Annotated in this window: 16 protein-coding genes and 1 other RNA gene; 12 read left to right on the top strand and 5 right to left on the bottom strand. The window is 38.0% G+C overall.

Annotation, left to right across the window (positions count from 1 at the left end):
• Nucleotides 1–22 precede the first annotated feature (22 nt).
• Both ACOKFG_RS15550 and ACOKFG_RS15555 read left to right on the top strand, forming a co-directional pair.
• Nucleotides 23–658, top strand: a complete 636-nt coding sequence (locus ACOKFG_RS15550; protein WP_298791221.1) for a DUF1361 domain-containing protein — start codon at nucleotides 23–25, stop codon at nucleotides 656–658.
• 101 nt (nucleotides 659–759) lie between these two features.
• Nucleotides 760–1,875: an Sb-PDE family phosphodiesterase gene (locus ACOKFG_RS15555; protein WP_422861575.1), complete on the top strand. Its 1,116-nt coding sequence runs from the start codon at nucleotides 760–762 to the stop codon at nucleotides 1,873–1,875.
• On the opposite strand, the gene ACOKFG_RS15560 is transcribed toward ACOKFG_RS15555, so the two are convergent.
• Both ACOKFG_RS15560 and ACOKFG_RS15565 read right to left on the bottom strand, forming a co-directional pair.
• Nucleotides 1,872–2,105 (bottom strand): hypothetical protein, encoded by a 234-nt coding sequence (locus tag ACOKFG_RS15560; RefSeq protein ID WP_422861576.1) that lies wholly within the window; start codon nucleotides 2,103–2,105, stop codon nucleotides 1,872–1,874. The genes ACOKFG_RS15555 and ACOKFG_RS15560 overlap by 4 nt on opposite strands.
• A gap of 122 nt (nucleotides 2,106–2,227) precedes the next feature.
• Nucleotides 2,228–3,436, bottom strand: coding sequence for an NAD(P)-dependent oxidoreductase (locus tag ACOKFG_RS15565; protein WP_422861577.1), 1,209 nt, complete (start codon nucleotides 3,434–3,436; stop codon nucleotides 2,228–2,230).
• A 209-nt stretch (nucleotides 3,437–3,645) separates the two neighbouring features.
• Between ACOKFG_RS15565 and ssrA the strand changes: the two genes are divergently transcribed.
• Together ssrA and ACOKFG_RS15575 are read left to right on the top strand one after the other, a co-directional pair.
• Nucleotides 3,646–4,043, top strand: a transfer-messenger RNA (tmRNA) gene (gene ssrA, locus ACOKFG_RS15570).
• A 545-nt stretch (nucleotides 4,044–4,588) separates the two neighbouring features.
• A complete protein-coding gene (locus ACOKFG_RS15575; RefSeq protein WP_298791231.1) occupies nucleotides 4,589–4,873 on the top strand; it encodes a DUF2188 domain-containing protein in 285 nt (94 codons plus the stop codon).
• 359 nt (nucleotides 4,874–5,232) lie between these two features.
• On the opposite strand, the gene ACOKFG_RS15580 is transcribed toward ACOKFG_RS15575, so the two are convergent.
• Entirely contained in the window at nucleotides 5,233–5,505 is a 273-nt protein-coding gene (locus ACOKFG_RS15580) for a transcriptional regulator (RefSeq protein WP_298791233.1), read from the bottom strand.
• Nucleotides 5,506–5,551: 46 nt separating this feature from the next.
• Here ACOKFG_RS15580 and ACOKFG_RS15585 point away from each other — a divergent pair, with 46 nt between their 5' ends.
• From ACOKFG_RS15585 to ACOKFG_RS15620, 8 genes are all read left to right on the top strand, one after another.
• Nucleotides 5,552–5,860, top strand: a complete 309-nt coding sequence (locus ACOKFG_RS15585; RefSeq protein WP_298791234.1) for a hypothetical protein — start codon at nucleotides 5,552–5,554, stop codon at nucleotides 5,858–5,860.
• A gap of 294 nt (nucleotides 5,861–6,154) precedes the next feature.
• A complete protein-coding gene (locus ACOKFG_RS15590) occupies nucleotides 6,155–7,687 on the top strand; it encodes a hypothetical protein (RefSeq protein WP_298791235.1) in 1,533 nt (510 codons plus the stop codon).
• Nucleotides 7,687–8,415, top strand: a complete 729-nt coding sequence (locus tag ACOKFG_RS15595; protein WP_298791237.1) for a hypothetical protein — start codon at nucleotides 7,687–7,689, stop codon at nucleotides 8,413–8,415. Before ACOKFG_RS15590 ends, ACOKFG_RS15595 begins: the two co-directional genes overlap by 1 nt.
• Before the next feature lie 3 nt (nucleotides 8,416–8,418).
• Nucleotides 8,419–8,643 (top strand): hypothetical protein, encoded by a 225-nt coding sequence (locus ACOKFG_RS15600; protein ID WP_298791238.1) that lies wholly within the window; start codon nucleotides 8,419–8,421, stop codon nucleotides 8,641–8,643.
• 161 nt (nucleotides 8,644–8,804) lie between these two features.
• Nucleotides 8,805–9,830 (top strand): hypothetical protein, encoded by a 1,026-nt coding sequence (locus tag ACOKFG_RS15605; protein WP_298791240.1) that lies wholly within the window; start codon nucleotides 8,805–8,807, stop codon nucleotides 9,828–9,830.
• 267 nt (nucleotides 9,831–10,097) lie between these two features.
• The gene (locus ACOKFG_RS15610) at nucleotides 10,098–10,520 is read left to right on the top strand and encodes a hypothetical protein (protein ID WP_298791242.1); all 423 of its coding nucleotides are present in this window, start codon (nucleotides 10,098–10,100) and stop codon (nucleotides 10,518–10,520) included.
• 11 nt (nucleotides 10,521–10,531) lie between these two features.
• Complete coding sequence (locus ACOKFG_RS15615; RefSeq protein ID WP_298791243.1) at nucleotides 10,532–10,888, top strand: hypothetical protein; 357 nt, start codon at nucleotides 10,532–10,534, stop codon at nucleotides 10,886–10,888.
• Between the two features lie 11 nt (nucleotides 10,889–10,899).
• Nucleotides 10,900–12,471 (top strand): FAD-binding protein, encoded by a 1,572-nt coding sequence (locus ACOKFG_RS15620; protein WP_298791245.1) that lies wholly within the window; start codon nucleotides 10,900–10,902, stop codon nucleotides 12,469–12,471.
• A gap of 63 nt (nucleotides 12,472–12,534) precedes the next feature.
• On the opposite strand, the gene ACOKFG_RS15625 is transcribed toward ACOKFG_RS15620, so the two are convergent.
• Nucleotides 12,535–14,301, bottom strand: a complete 1,767-nt coding sequence (locus ACOKFG_RS15625; RefSeq protein WP_298791246.1) for an amidohydrolase family protein — start codon at nucleotides 14,299–14,301, stop codon at nucleotides 12,535–12,537.
• Entirely contained in the window at nucleotides 14,301–15,815 is a 1,515-nt protein-coding gene (locus tag ACOKFG_RS15630; RefSeq protein ID WP_298791248.1) for an MBL fold metallo-hydrolase, read from the bottom strand. The genes ACOKFG_RS15625 and ACOKFG_RS15630 overlap by 1 nt, the downstream gene beginning before the upstream one ends.
• Between the last annotated feature and the right edge of the window lie 3 nt (nucleotides 15,816–15,818).

Genomic DNA, 15,818 nt, shown 5'->3' on the forward strand with positions numbered 1-15,818 from the left:
CATCATTTAAAAATTTAATGTGATGTATTTTATCTGTTTTTTCTTAAGGTCATATCTACCGCTATTAATCTCTTTAGGTTTTTTGATCTCATTAGTAGGCCTCCGTATTCTATCCACAGGAACTTTTTTCTATACTTTTTTGATATGGAATCTTTTTCTGGCCATATTACCATACGCCATCACGCAAACTGCTTTATTTTACGACAGCACCAAAATCCGAAAATCCATTAAGGTGATCGTATTTACCTTATGGTTGCTACTCTTACCTAATGCACCCTATCTAATCACGGATATCATACACCTTCACAATCCCCATTCCGATTGGCTATGGTTTGACTTGTTCATGGTATTCGCCTTTGCTTGCAATGGATTGGTGCTCTATGTACTTTCCCTTTCAGATGCTGTCGAACTTTTACGTCCTTCAATCCCAAAAAAATGGATTCCCATGACCATTCTTGTCATTTGCATACTAAATGGGTACGGCATCTATCTCGGCAGATTCTTACGATTTAACTCGTGGGACATCGTATTCAGACCCAAGTATCTCGTATCACAGATATTAGATAGCTTGACCTCTCCCTACGTTTATTTGATGACATTGGCCTTTGGACTGTTTTTATCAATAATTTTTGCGCTTTTCAGATGGTTTAAGCAATAATCCTTTCCCAAAAATGATCTCTAACCCATTGTTAACCAAAAGAAAACCTTCTGCATTATGTCTGAACCCGGCAGTTTCATACTTTTGATAAAACCGCAATCATGAAAATCCAAACCATCCTCTTCGCCATTGTTTTCTCCAATGCCATTTACTCACAACAACATTCCCATAGTAGTACACAAGCATTGTCGTTTCCTGATGTACCCGGGTATAAAACACTAAAGACCGATTTTCATCAACATACCGTTTTCTCGGATGGTTATGTTTGGCCGAATATTCGAATTATGGAAGCACTTCGTGATAACCTTGATGCTATTTCGCTCACGGAACATCTAGAATATCAACCACATTCAAAAGATATTCCACATCCAGACAGAAACAGGGCCCATGAGTTGGCAATTCAAGAAGCGAAGTCGCACGACTTAATAGTTATACCTGGTTCAGAAATTACTAGAGGGGCACCCATTGGGCACAGCAACGCCATTTTTATTACTGATGCCAATGACCTCTTGCAAGATGAAGCTGAGGAAGCTTTTAGTACCGCAAAAAGTCAGAATGCTTTTGTCTTTTGGAACCATCCAGCCTGGCATCCTCAAAACCCGAACGGAAATCCAAATTTGAGCGACTTTCAGAAGGCGAGAATACAAAACGGAGAACTGCACGGCATTGAGGTGATCAATGATGGTGATTATGCCGAAGAATCTCTGGCTTTGGCCTTAGAACAGAATTTGACCATCATGGGAACCAGTGATATCCATGGATTGATCGATTGGCATTTCAAGGAAAAAGGACATTCGCGTCCAATAACCTTGGTATTTGCCAAAGAAAGAACGCAAAATAGTATTAGGGAAGCTCTGTTTGCCGGAAGAACTGTTGCCGTTTTTGACGATTTGATGGTTGGCAAGAAGGAAAACCTACTTCCTTTGCTTAATGCCTGTATTCAGGTGAAAGAAGCTAAATACATTGGGAAAACCTCCATTTTGAGAGTGACCCTTGAAAATATTTCCAGCACCGATTTGTTATTCGAAAACTTGATGCCCTACAATTTCTACTCAAATCCGGCAGTATTTACCGTTCCTGCCAAAGGCACGAAAACATTGCAGATAAAAACATTGGAGCAACTGGATGGTATTGAATTAAAGTTAAGTGCCATTAGAACATATACGGCACCCAAGGAGCATGCTGTATTGAGCAGAAATTTAACTGTGGAAGATTAGGCCACGGAAAAAAGGTGTGAGCCATTGATTTCGTTATCGAAATCGACCTTTATTTTTTCTATAAAGTGGTGAGGTGTTTTTTCTGAAATCCAAACCCATTGGTTTTTCCAATCAACATCAAAATGAAAGCTTGAAAAATCGATTTGGTAATCCTCAGCAAATTGCGAGAGCAGGAATCTGGTGATTCGGGGTCTTAACCTATATTCTAAATCGATGCGGGCCTTCTTCATTGAAGAATCGTCATCGCCAGATATTATCCAATTGAATGTCACAATATTAGCTATAAAGAGAACCAATATAGCAAAAAATAACAGCTTAAGTGGAAATCGGGTACCTACTCCTCGATTAAGGGCTAGTTTTCCAGTCCATCCACATAATCTTGCAAGTATGCGTAGCGTTCGGTCAACTTCCCGTTGTGTGTCATTCTGGCTCGTTCCAAAATGCCATCTTCGTCATTATTGAAGAAAGCGGGAATCACATATTTGGAAAAAGCTCCACCAAAACCATTGCTTGCATCCCTGGGTAATTCGCAGGGCAAGTTATCGACCGCCATCACCGCTACGGCATCTGGATTTCTGAAATTAACCTCTTTTTCGGATTGCGGATCATAACCATATATGGGGTCAGCAATAGTGCTGGGTTTAATGGTTGTGGCCACTGGACCATCAATATCACAACTTACATCGGCCACCACCTTAATTTTGAAATCTGGGTGTTTGGCATCTTCACGAGTGTACAAATAGGGTGCACCATCTCCATAAAAATGACCGGCAATGTAAAAGTCTGTCACTTCTGCGAAACGGAAGAAATTGGATTTATACTCTTCTGGATTTGCAAAGAAATCTGCCTTGTTACCACGCACTCCATCTTTACGTTTGTTGTATTCGGAGGCATCTATTTGGCAGTACACGGGCTCGTTGAACGACTCACTTAAATATTCGGCTACATTTACTTTTCTGAGGTTCATCGCATCCAACATTTCTCTAGAACCGTTACCTACCCTTCCCCTACCGGTTAATAATATTTTAATGTTGGGCAATTTGATTTTATTCAGTTCAGAAATCAATGCGTCCTGATCCCTAAGTGTTTCCGCCTTTGGTAGATTGAACAAGTCGAACTTTAATCCATATGCACGGATTCCGTTGTAAGCTCCAACAATACCCGCGTAGCGTCCGAAGGCCACCAAACGTTGTCCTTTGGTGTTGGTGATGACCTCATGGTCGTACAGTTCAATATTTTTGTCCAGGATTGCTTGAAGCAGCTTGCGATTATAGGGTTGTTTTTTTATGGTATGGGAAAAGAAAAAGTATTTTTTGTTCGGAATCAGCGCTTTGATAGGCACTTCTTTAACGCCCAACATAACATCGCAATCGTCTACATTTTGTGCTACAGAAACACCCATATCCTCATATTCTTGGTCTGTGAACACTCTAATGGGGGATGATTCTAAGGTAAGCTGTGCTTCTGGGAAGTTTGAAAGCACATTTTGACATTCGTTTGGTGACAATACAACCCTACGGTCGGGTGGGTTCTTTCGTTCTCTTATGATTCCGAATTTCATTAATTATATAACTTTTTGGTTAGTTATTGTTACAAACATAACTTTTAGTGTTTGGTCTCCAAAACTTTTTTTGGAATAGTTTTTGGAATACCTTTGCAAGCTGCGTTAGGGATAGAGGCTAGTACCGTGTACCGCCGATAGCCCGACCCCTTGAAGTTAAAAACGAAAAGGGGAAACGCCCACAAAAATACTATTGTTCTTTGATTTATGGGGCCGACTGGTTTTGACAGCGAGACCAATTGGATTGTAAGCATGCCGAGCGCTGGGATATAGCTCGTTAATATCATTTTCCACACTTTTAATTGGCGATAATAACTACGCTCTTGCCGCTTAATCTGAATTATAGTAAGATTAGCCTCGTCTCTACTAGGTAGGGAAGCGAGATGTTCCTGGATAGCCCTTGTTGACGGCGATCTATTTAGGAGCACCAAAAAAGTCAACATAAGGGTACCATGGCTTTGATGGTACCACCAAAATCTTAAGAAGCTAAGTGTACAATAGGCGGTCTTTGGTCGGTTGTGCATCGAAAATTGAACAGGGACTACGCATGTAGAAAGCAATGCGATTGCTTGTTTGGACGAGGGTTCGAATCCCTCCGGCTCCACCTACGCCCTCCGCAGCTTTGAGCTCAGCGAAAAGCGAAGGAGGGCTCTTTTGTTTTTTCACCCGATTTTGTTTTATCGTCTTATCTTGTAAAAAAACGCTCTAAATCGATTTAGACTAAATGCGATTCAAAATAAAGAACATAACACTATTCCTATTCTTAATAAACGCGATACTTCTAATAATTAATATTGAATATCAGGATCAAATTGCCAGCATAATTCCAGATTTGGATTATGCCAAATTGTGCTTCTATCTGGGCACTTTGGGCTTTATAACGTACCTAAAATTGGCAAGGTCAAAGCAAGTATTGGACATTGCCATAGTTATTACGGTTATTTCTCTAATTCTTGCCTTATTTTTCAATCTACACTTGGCAAAATCCAATTACGATGATTGTTTATTCCCATTTATAAGCTGTTAAATCTTACACAAACGTTTGATTTAACTCGCTCCTACGCTTTTCACCTCGCTCAAAGCTTCGGAGGGTTCTTTTTATCCCCATACTTTCGTTGATTACCATTATCTTCGAAATCATTACTAATTCCCATGTCCACAGGAAAATCTTGGTTACGAATTCTTATCGACCTCATAGAGGTTTTTGTTAACAACAAGGAAGGCAGCAAAAGAGGCCGCACTTGGCACCAACATGTGGTCCCTTTTGAAGAAGGTTGGGCCGTACGCCGGGAAGGCAACAAACGGGTTACCAGCAAACATCGTAAGCAGAGTACGGCGATTCGCAAAGCCAAAAGTCTGGCCAAAAAATATAAGGCCGATGTCATCATTCACCGGGAAAGTGGTGGTATTCGAGAGCGAATTAGTTACGACGATTAACTATAGTACATATTAAGTTGAATCTCGATTCAAGCAATGTTGATAAAGGTAATTGTGCATAATATTGAATTGACAGAATCACTTATTTCAGTAATTTTGAAAAAGAAGGGGTCGGGATTTGGACACCCGACCAAAGATTCATTTGCCAGCGATTAAAGAGTTTGGACCTCTTCAACGGGACAACTAGCATTTGAAAACTCGACTCCTTCAAATTTTCAATAGTAAAAATAGAGTTCTGCCCATTACTTGAGGAAAATCTTAAAGTTGAGTTATACACTCTCAGTACACAAAACTAAAGTGGATAACTCATAGGAGTTGTTAATAACTCATTTTTCTTGAAAAAATCAACTAAGTTATAGTTAGCTTTCAATCTGACTAAAGAATTGAGAGAGCTTTACCCCTCTTGCCTCGCAAATCTTGTGAAGTGTTCTTAATGGGATGTTATAACCGTCTTTTTGGGAAATTTTTCGAACGATTTTCTCATCAATATTATGATCCAATGCAAATGCTCTTTTGGATTTTGCTTTAGCAATCCATTCAGATGATATGTAGTTGCAAATGGCTTTGTTTATCTCCATTGTAAAACAAAGGAAAAGTTTCATGATGTAAATAATGCGGACTATCGTCCGCATTATCGAATTTTTACTTACTTCTGAAAAACAACCCAAATCACTTTTCATGGAAAAAGACAAAACCATTTACTTAGAAAACCTAGACCTTCCTTTGGAAGCCTATTTTGGTTCGTTAACACCCCAGAAACGAGATTTTAGCGCTACAAACTTACGGTTCAAAGGTTATCGTGACCTGCTTTTTAAGTTGGAGTCGTTGCTCAACGTCTGCATTTTGGCTTTGGACAATGAAAATTCTGGCAATCATGAAGCCATTGTGGAACCGGGTGTAAGCATTTTATCGGTTCTGGAAATGGCGGTTCAACTGATTCCGCATGAAGAGGCCGAGTTTTTGGATGGGGTTAGGGAGCAACTTTAGATGTAAAAGCCATTGAAAAGCAACTCCATTCGCCATCTGATATAGAAAAACCATAGAAATTTTACGGATTTTCTGCAGTGCTCATTGCACAAAAACCGTATAATTTTCAAGGCATTTCCTTGTCAATTGCAACTTATCTAAATATTTGACTTTTAGCCGATTACAATTTATTTAAAGATACTAAGTTGTAACTTCAATCCTCCCCCATACAAGAGTCCAAAAGTCCCATTTCTTATCTCAAACAAGAACAGTATTCTTCTGTTTTGGTTTATGCCAAAAACTAACATCACCTAAATGAAAAGACTTATTCTCATTTTAGTAATCCTGTGTTCTTCACAATTCGCTTTCGGCCAGAAAACGGAGGAAGAAAAACCAAAAAAGCAAGAATCGTCAAATGAAAAAAAAGATCCACTAATCATTCAAGCTACCCATGATGTCACAATTAAGCTTGAGGAAGAAAAAAAAGGCAAAAAACAGAAGGAAATACCTATAGGAAAAGTGTTTGACCACTCAGTAGAAATTAAAGATCCGGTAGATGAAATATTTCTATATGAAATAAAAAGTAAGTATACCAAGGATATCTACAATTTGGACCTAACCCTGGATTTTACAGATTCCCAATCCAATGAATACATTAAAAAAGAACGTCTTCTAAAAATCGAGAAACAGGAGGCCTTTCATTACTTCTTTAAGGTTCCTACTCTAAGAGTCAATAGATATTATTACATAGTTTCAAAATATTATGGACATGACCTTTTGAAAATCTTTGAAGCTATGCGCGATGAGGGACTGAATGAAGGTTATATTAAAACATCATGGATGAGGATGATGATGGAACTTAGTGAAAAGAGAAAACCATTCTATTTATATTATTATCCACTAGTTAATGAATTAGTTGTTTTTAAAGACTTAGTTTCCAAATCGAAAATAGATTTGACATTGGATAATGCTCAGATATCCGATTCCGATAAGGATGAGTTGAAAAGACTAACAGAATTTGCTTTTCCAATAATTAAATATAATCCTCCAAGCATTGACCTAATAGTAAGGTTTGCAAAATGGGCTAAGAAGAAGTCTGATTTTGGGATAGATGACACATGGTATTTTTCCAATCCCGAAATTGGATTGGGCAAACACTATGATTTTCTTGGTCTCTACAACTTTTACAAAAAACACATAGAAAAGGGTTTTCCTGTCAAAACAATTGATTATTCAGATAAAGATCAGATTGACAAAATAATTAAATCCATTAATGATAAGATACAAGACGAAATAGAATATTTTGATTCTATTAGCAATTATCACCCAAATTACTTGAGAGATATTGAAACCATTGTTAGCGCTGCAGAAAATTTTAAAACCTTTCCCCTGACCTTTGAAAAATCCTTTAAGCGTTCTTTGGTTCCAGATTTTGGTCTTTTGGTAAATCGATTTCCCGGAAACGAATATCGTGGCCTTCCTTTTGTTGGTGTTCATATCCCATTTGAACCTGTAAACAAAGACGTAACCATGGCAGAATCCAGACTATCCTTTGGTCAAAGGACATCTTTGCATGTTGGCATTACCTTAAGTTCCATTGCAGAAGACAATGTAAGAGATGATTTATTTAGCAATTACTCTTTGATATTAGGGTTTGGCCGTAAAATAATTCATCATGCGCTTCGACTTAACGCTGGTGCGGTAGCCTACAATAAGATTGATGCCATTAATGGGAACAAATCCTTCGCACTTTCTCCTTATTTAGGTTTATCGATAGACATTGAAATACGAAAATGGCTGGAAAAAACCATTCCATCTTTTACCGGAAACTTTAAAAAATCAGAATAATGAGAGATAAGTTCCTATTTCTATTTGTGCTTTCCTTGTTAATTGCTTGTGAAGACACTGATGATTTCAGCCCCTCGAGTTTGATCAAGCTGATGGACATCAAAACCAGAAATGATAATGCTCCAGCAGACGGGGTTTCCAGAGTAACCGTAGTAGTATCTTTTGACAAGGAATTCTCTACAGAAGATGATCAGAAAATAGACTTTGTTGTCTTTAAGGACAGTTTGGAGATGAGCAGTCAGGATTTAGTGTTTACTTCCAACAACGATATCGAGCAAAGGATTTCCGAGCTATTTGTCGTTCATAATAGAGCGGAGACTATACAGGTCAAAGCAACGGCATCCGCAAATGGGGCTCAATTTTCAAGGACTACCAATATTACATTTGATGATGCCCTCCCCGACGAAATAAATGTGTTCGCAGATTCTTTAGTTGTAAATCCCAATTCGTTCAAAGAATTAACCATAACCACAGAATTGCCGCGCACTACCGGAACGGTGAACTCGGGTATTATTGCTGAAACAATTGTTTTGGATACTTTAGGAAATCCACATGGGGTTTTTAACAATTATCAGAATAAAACCAAAGAGGTTAATTCTGGAAAAATCGAAAACCGATTTACACTTGGAGATGATAACTATGTTGGCAAGCTATTTATCATTGCCACCTCACAATCAACAACCGGAACCTTAAAGGACTCATTAGTAATATTTTCAAAAATCAATTAAATCATGACATCAAGAGAATTTAGAAAAAAAGTTGTTGAAATTTCAAGTGAGGAACTATTGACCAAAATGGAACAGTTACTTTCTGAACATGGTTTGGACAACGTAAAAGTAAACGGATTTGAGGTTTCTCCTAAGTTTTTACTTACCGACAAGGCCGAGTGTGAAGCTGCGGGAAGGGAATGGATTTGTAGAACTACAAACGGTGTAACCCGCTGCAGGTGCCAATAAAACACCATTGGATGAGGACTTGCCACTTTTTAACCTTGCTCCTTTTGAGCTTTTAACTCTTAACCTATTTTCCACCAAATCTTAACGAGATGGAAGATGAAATCATTTTCTTCCTTTTTCCACTCTTTTTTATTTTGAATTGAAATTTAGAAATAACAAAAATGAAAAACGGCATTCCAATTAAACTTTTAATTGTGATTCTAGTGGGTCTTTTTTCCTTTGCAGGTGCATTTTTCTTTTATGTTGGCGATGTTAGGGTAGTTCCCAAAAAGGAAGTACAGCCAATTGTCACAATGAAGGATAAAATATCTCAAAATCCGTTTATACACAAAACTCCTAGGGTATTAATTAAAAGCTTAAAAAATTCAGAAGTCGAGACGGAAAAAGTATTATACTTTAATGTATTCCCAAAAACTCTTAGATGGGTTGCGTTTAACAGTATAGCATTTTGTTTAGGAGTTTCAATAGGGTTTTATTTGGTGTTTTTGATTATGAAACTGGGAAGAAATTTCCTAGTCAAATTAGTATTCTTAGATTATTTAAAAATTTGTTCCTCTTTTGCTCTATTGGCTATAATTACCTTTTTCTTCTTGAGCAGAGTAACAAACAATCCAACTTCATTATTCTTGGGTGGAGCGGAAATAATGGAATATTTTGGAATAGTTTTCCATAGACCAAGAGAAGTGATAAAATTAACTGTTTTTGCGTTCGGTGTAATATGGTTAGTTCCGCTAATCGGAATGATTACTACAAATCTTTCCAATGAGCAGTTACTTAGAACCAATTCCTCCGACAAAAAAAACAACCTCAAAAATTATGTGATATTACGAGATTCCTTGAATGCTTTTTCATTGTTTCTTGGACTTCTTGTTGGTGCAGCAATACTTGCGACTAAACTTCAGAGAAGCATGATTTCAGAACATTTAACAGGGAATTTAATTAACATCTATCCAGATGAGCTCATTTATACTTACGGTGTCATATTTTCGGTATTGTTAGGCTTATTCTTTTTACCATCACTTTTCTATCTTAAATCCACTAGAAAGGTATTGGAAATTGACAAACCTCAAAACAAAAAGATAGTTGGAGGTTGGGAAATAGGAAAAGAAACTTTGGATGACGCAAAAATGATATTATCCATAATTTTACCCTTATTAACAAGCATAATTCAAGGATTAATCACTTAAAACTTTTCACATTTACTTTTGTTCTTTTTTTGTTCATTCATAGTCCCTCTATTAATTCTATTCCAAATTCTTTCTAGGTTGACAATACATTCTTATAAGTCACTTAACAGCTAGATAACAACGATTCCAAAAATCATAGCTCTTCCATTTAATTGGTAAGGAATATTTCTATCAAACTATACAAAAAAACCTACAATTCGTACATATGTAGCTGTATGTCAATTGGTTTTGAGGTAACTTTTTTGAACCCTATACAAACTTTCGATTATGGACAAAAAAACTTTTCCCTTCAAAACCTTGATTTGGGCTGTTGTAGTTTTAACGGTGTTATTCTTATTCAAACCTGAAATTGCAGGGCTAATTGTCAATAGTCAGGAAATTGATGTTTTTGGTGTAAAAATTAAAGTCAGTGAGCAACAATCAGATGAACTTTTAGCTGCTCAAAATGAGTTTGAAGCGCAGGCAAAGGACCTAAATGCAAAAATCCAAAAACAAGAGGTAGCAATGGACTCCCTTAACCTTCTTGCCGTCAACTTATCTGGACAAATACAAGGTTGTCAAGATGCGCAGAATACTTCTAAAAAAATTGATTCCAGTTTAAAGAGTCTTAATGCTTTGAATTCCAATATCAAAAGACAGCCCTTGTTGATAAAAGACTATCAGATTATTAAAATGAGTAAGCAAAACTAAATCCAAATGCCATGAAAAATTACATGCTCATAATCCTATTTGTTCTATTGCTAACGACCTCATGTGTAAGCACTCGTATCGAAGCTAGTCCTTATCAAGATAGCGTCGAGAATCTGGAATGTCAACGCAAATCTAGCTGGAGTTATTGGTGGGGTGTAGCCCCTGGTAGCACAAAAACAGTAAGTGCCAATCCGGATATCGCCAATACTAAATGCGCATGTGCCGAACGAGCAATGTCCTGGACAGTGGTTAAGACTACTCTTCCCGATTTTTTACTGAGCCTAGTAACACTAGGTATTGTAAATCATAGAACTGCGATATATGGTTGTGCCAGACCCCAAGGAGGTGAAGGAGATCTAGACAATTAAAAACTCTTACAATGCTACCAAACGGAATAACAAGGCTCCCCATTCAACAGTGGACCAACAAACATGAAAACTTTACGCACAATTTAGTTCAAAATGCCTCATTTAAACTGCGTAATCCAGCAGGCCAAACCCATAAGGAGCGATATCGTAAAACAACTAAGAATTTCCAGTGGCTCATCCAACATGCTTTGGACAATGACATCAAACTTCGCGCTATGGGAAGTGGCTGGTCCTTTACCAAAGTGGGGGTAACCGAAGGTGGGCTTGTGGATACAGCTTCATTGAATTTTTCATTTCCTCTTACTGATAAATATGTTTCTCCAAATTACGCTAATCAGACAGAAGACCTTTATTTTATTCAGTGCGGAACGATTATCAACGAAATAAATAATCGTTTGGATATGAAAAATCCTCCTAGATCGATTAAAGCTTCAGGGGCAAGTAATGGTCAGACAGTTGCCGGTGCACTTTCAACCGGAACCCATGGAGCGGCATTTAAAGTTGGTGCTATCCCTGATTTTGTTGTTGGACTCCATATAGTTACAGGACCAAACACCCATATTTGGTTAGAACGTTCTTCGCACCCTGTTGCATCTCAAGAGTTTATTGATTGGTTAGGTGCTACACTTGTGAGTGACGATGAGGTTTTCAACGCTGCATTAGTTTCTTTTGGAAGTTTTGGGTTTATACATGGCGTAATGATCGAAACAGAGCCCCAATTTTTGCTGACAGAACATCGGGTAGGTACCATTGCCTATGACAATAAGCTTAAAAAAGCAATGACTCAGCTTGATTTTAGCGACCTACAACTTCCCGGTACGGGGCAAAATGGAGAACTCTATCATTTTGAAGTGCTTTTTAATGTCCACAAATTTGAACCCAATAATCCCGCAAAGGGGGCATTTTTAAAGTATATGTTCAAAAAATCTGTGGTTCCCCACCCTCCAATTCTGCGTGACAATAGCTTCACCTATGGGGATGATCTTTTGGGAATAATTTCAACTGTTTTGGACAAATTACCCGGCTCTGGACTTTTAATTCCTGCCATGGTCAATTCCATGTTCAATCTAGCCTTTCAACCTCAAAATCCCATTCAAGGGACAATAAAGGAAATCTTTAACTATACCAAATTCAGGGGGAAAGTAGCCAGTGCTGCGGTTGGTATTGATATTACAGATTCACCAAAGGCGGTTGAGCTTATTGTAGAAGTCAACAAACTGAAACCTTTTCCTGGTGGATTATCCCTTCGCTATGTAAAAGGGACACAAGCAACTTTAGGCTTTACCAAATTTGCGAATACCTGCGTTTTGGAAATGGACGGTGTTGATGGACAAAAGGCAAGGGAGTTTTATGAGGCCGTTTGGAATAAATTTGAACAGGAAGGGATTCCTTATACCCTACATTGGGGAAAAATCAATTTTAATTTGAACGAAAACCGTGTCAAGAACATGTATGGTGCAGTTAACGTTCAATCTTGGATTGATGCCCGCAACCAATTGCTTTCCGCACCGGTGCTAAAGGTTTTTGAAAATAAATTCATCGAACAGTGTGGGCTCAATAAAGTTCTCGGAGCTATTATTTGAAAATTGGAGCTTATCCTTTATAAGATTCCTTTTGAATCTTTCCTTAATGTCATGAAGGTTAAACTAGTACTCGACATGGCCTAAAAATTCTTTGGGATTTTTCTTGCTTATCTGTCCCATTTTGTCTTCCCCCAAAGACTCTAAAAGCTCGGCATAAAGCTCTTTTTCCGATTTATGGTTACGAACCACAAAAAAGTCCGTACCAAACAATATCTTTTTGGCCAATTTTTCATTTCCATGCAATACTTGATACAATAAAGGCCGTACGTCTTCATTGTGCAGCACATAACTGATGTCGGCATACACATTTGAATATTGCAACATTAGACTACTAATGATACTGAACCACTCATAATCGTTATTCCAAATCCAAGCAGGTTTGCTATATAGCAGCTCCTTTTTTCCTGTTGTCGGATTCTGCTTGCTGAAAAGTTCAATGCCTCTATCAGGATTTTCCATGAGCTCAGAACTCAGGTCTTTGCGATCCGCTTCAATATATCGCTTCCACTCTTTTCTTCCACCATAATGAGCCAAATTAATTTTTAGCCTATTCAAGCTTAATCCAACAGATTTATTTTGCGCATCATAACGAAACAGTTGTTTGACAGGTTCACTAGCAGACCCAACAACTTTGGCCAAGTAATGATCTTCTAACAACACCAAATAATTTAGGGGATGCGTAAAATTCAATTGTAATTCGTAGTTCGATTGCACTTTAGTTTGCAATGGCTTGCCTTCATTGTCCGTAAATACAGGATGATGCATCCATTCTTTCTTCATATCCCCACGATAAAAGATGGTGCCTTCAATACAATGGGTGGTTATTGGAAGGTTCCGCTGCACGCAATAGGCCCAAAGTGGCAATAACGCTTCATCAAAGGGATAGTACCCCAAGGCTGGATACAGTTTAACTCCTTTGAAATAGGCCGATTCACCATTCTTACCTTCCAAACAGTCCTTTAAAAAACAATCCAATAGTCTCACCCGAAAACCTTGTTCATCTTCCACAAGCTCCCAATTAAAAAAGGATTTACCTTCATCTTTTATCCTCCGTGGATCCACAAAGACAAATGGAATTAAATGTTCTGAATTGGTTTGCTTTTCATCTTTAATTTTAAATATCTCCTGAATTTGCTCTCGATAAGATTGTTTAGGCCTACCAGCATCCATATATTCCATATCCATTGGTAAAACAACCACTTTGGATCCAGGGTCATACATTTTGATTAAGCGATCAAATATGCCTTTTTGCGATTTATATTTAGCGAATTCAGCAATGGTGATGTATCGCTGAATAAATTTCAATGTTTCCTCGGTCGGTAGATATTTCAATTGAGAAAACAACTTTCTTGCCAATGAAAACAAAAGGCTTGCAACCTTGGGATAAAGAAAAAAGAGCACTACAAGTAGTAACACTTGAAACACTGTTGGAATATTATATGCCAAAATATATCTGAACACACTATTTTCAAGAAAATTGAGCATATTCTGGTACCATGTCCATGATTCCGAAAAGTCCGACCAATTAATCAGAATTACCAGGGCATTCAGGGTTAAAAACAGCGAAATCAATTTTCCTAAATGTCTTGTCAACCATCGAGTTTTAATAAATGCAATGACAGCGGTTTGAAAGGACCAAAACGGTTTAAGTTTGTCTTTAATCCATTTATAGCATTTGAACAATCTAAAAACGAACCCTATATGAAGGAAATAATAAAAAGGCCAAGGAATAAATGTTTTCGCAATTAAAGGTGGAATGTTCTTCTCCGTGAAAATATGAGTGTGCACATTTATCATAGGTAATTTGCTCTTGTCAGACTTTCTTTCCATTAGCTCCCGTTTACCGTGTATTGCACAAAAAATTCATTGCGATCAACTTTGAATTCTTTCTGCTTTGCTTGACTCAAATCACCTAATCTTTGGTCAATCTCGTCCGTTAATTTAGTAGTATTAGCTTTATCAACATGTAGACCTTCCGGGTTTAAAACAATGAATCTTCCGCTTGTCTTTTTGAGTAAATCTTTTAAAAGTGCCCTATTTGGCATTGTGTTTTTCCAACTTGGACTGATTACTTCATAATCCAGAGTGGCCATGGCCACCAAGTCTTTGTTGGTCATCAGGTCCATTCCCAATTCCCTTGCCGTGCCGTTATGGCTTAAATGGTGTGCTACCTTATAAAAGACTGTGCGATTGAGTAAATCCGTGGTCAAATGGGTCTGTCCATCTTTTCCTTTTTCATCCCAATCTATTTCATGCCAACTTCGCCAGCTACCAAATTCAGCATCCCCAGGAAAGAGCATAACCTTGCCTGAATCTATAAATTCTATAGCCAAAACTGCACTTAGGTTGTTCATGCCTTTGGTTAAACGCAAAGAAAGATTGGCGGCACTCATCAACCAATCGAAATCAATTCTTCGATAGTTGTTCTCCGGTTTTGTATAGCTCTCCTTAATTTTCGAAAACGCCTTATTTTTAGATTTGGCATACTTGGTCTTGGCATCTGCATTGTATTCGGTTATATGAACCTTTTCAAAAGGATCCGATTCAGAATCGTCTTCTTCAAATGGAAGAGCTGAAAATCCTCGTACAAATTCTAGCTCCTTATTATGTTTATACGTTTCTCCATCTTTTCCGTGATGGGTCTTCACATCTTTCCACATTTTTGGCGGCCCCAAAACATATATGCGGATATTTTGAAGTCCTTCAATGTCCTCGAGAACAGTACCGGTTTCCAAAAACCGCAAACGTTCACGCTCTAAGTCGTTTTTGACCACTTCCATCCCTTTGAGTCCTCCAATATAATCCCCTGCAGCTCCCATAGGTTCCGTATTCAGATTGCTTAGCTCCATAAGGCTATTGGATATCCCTTTCCTAGCGTTAAAAGAGCGGGCTCCCCTTGGGCCAACATTATAAATTTGTTCAAACAAATCTGATTTCGTGTGCTTATTGAGCAAATCTGTAGCCATTGCCAATGCTTTCTTCTTCTTCCCAAACTCATCCTTCCATTCTTTTACCAATGCATCGCTTTCATTTTCCGTCCAAGGGAGCCATAGTTCTTTGACTTTTAAGTGTTCCTTGAATTCTTTTTTGCAGCGCTGAAAGCCTAAAACATGATCCTGATGCTCATGAGTGATTAGCAAAGCATCTACTTCACCTTCTGTTTCCTCAATTATCTTCATGGCATATGGCCTCATATTGTCACCTGAAATGCTCTGAACACCACAATCAATCATTAACTTAAACCGCGGTTTTTGGTCTCCATCACCCTTGAACGATAGAAGAAAGCAATCTCCTGTTCCCATGGTATACATCTGAATATCGCAACTTGTTATTTTCTTAGCCATGGA

The organism is Flagellimonas rhodophyticola (assembly GCF_049332665.1).
Lineage (GTDB): Bacteria > Bacteroidota > Bacteroidia > Flavobacteriales > Flavobacteriaceae > Flagellimonas.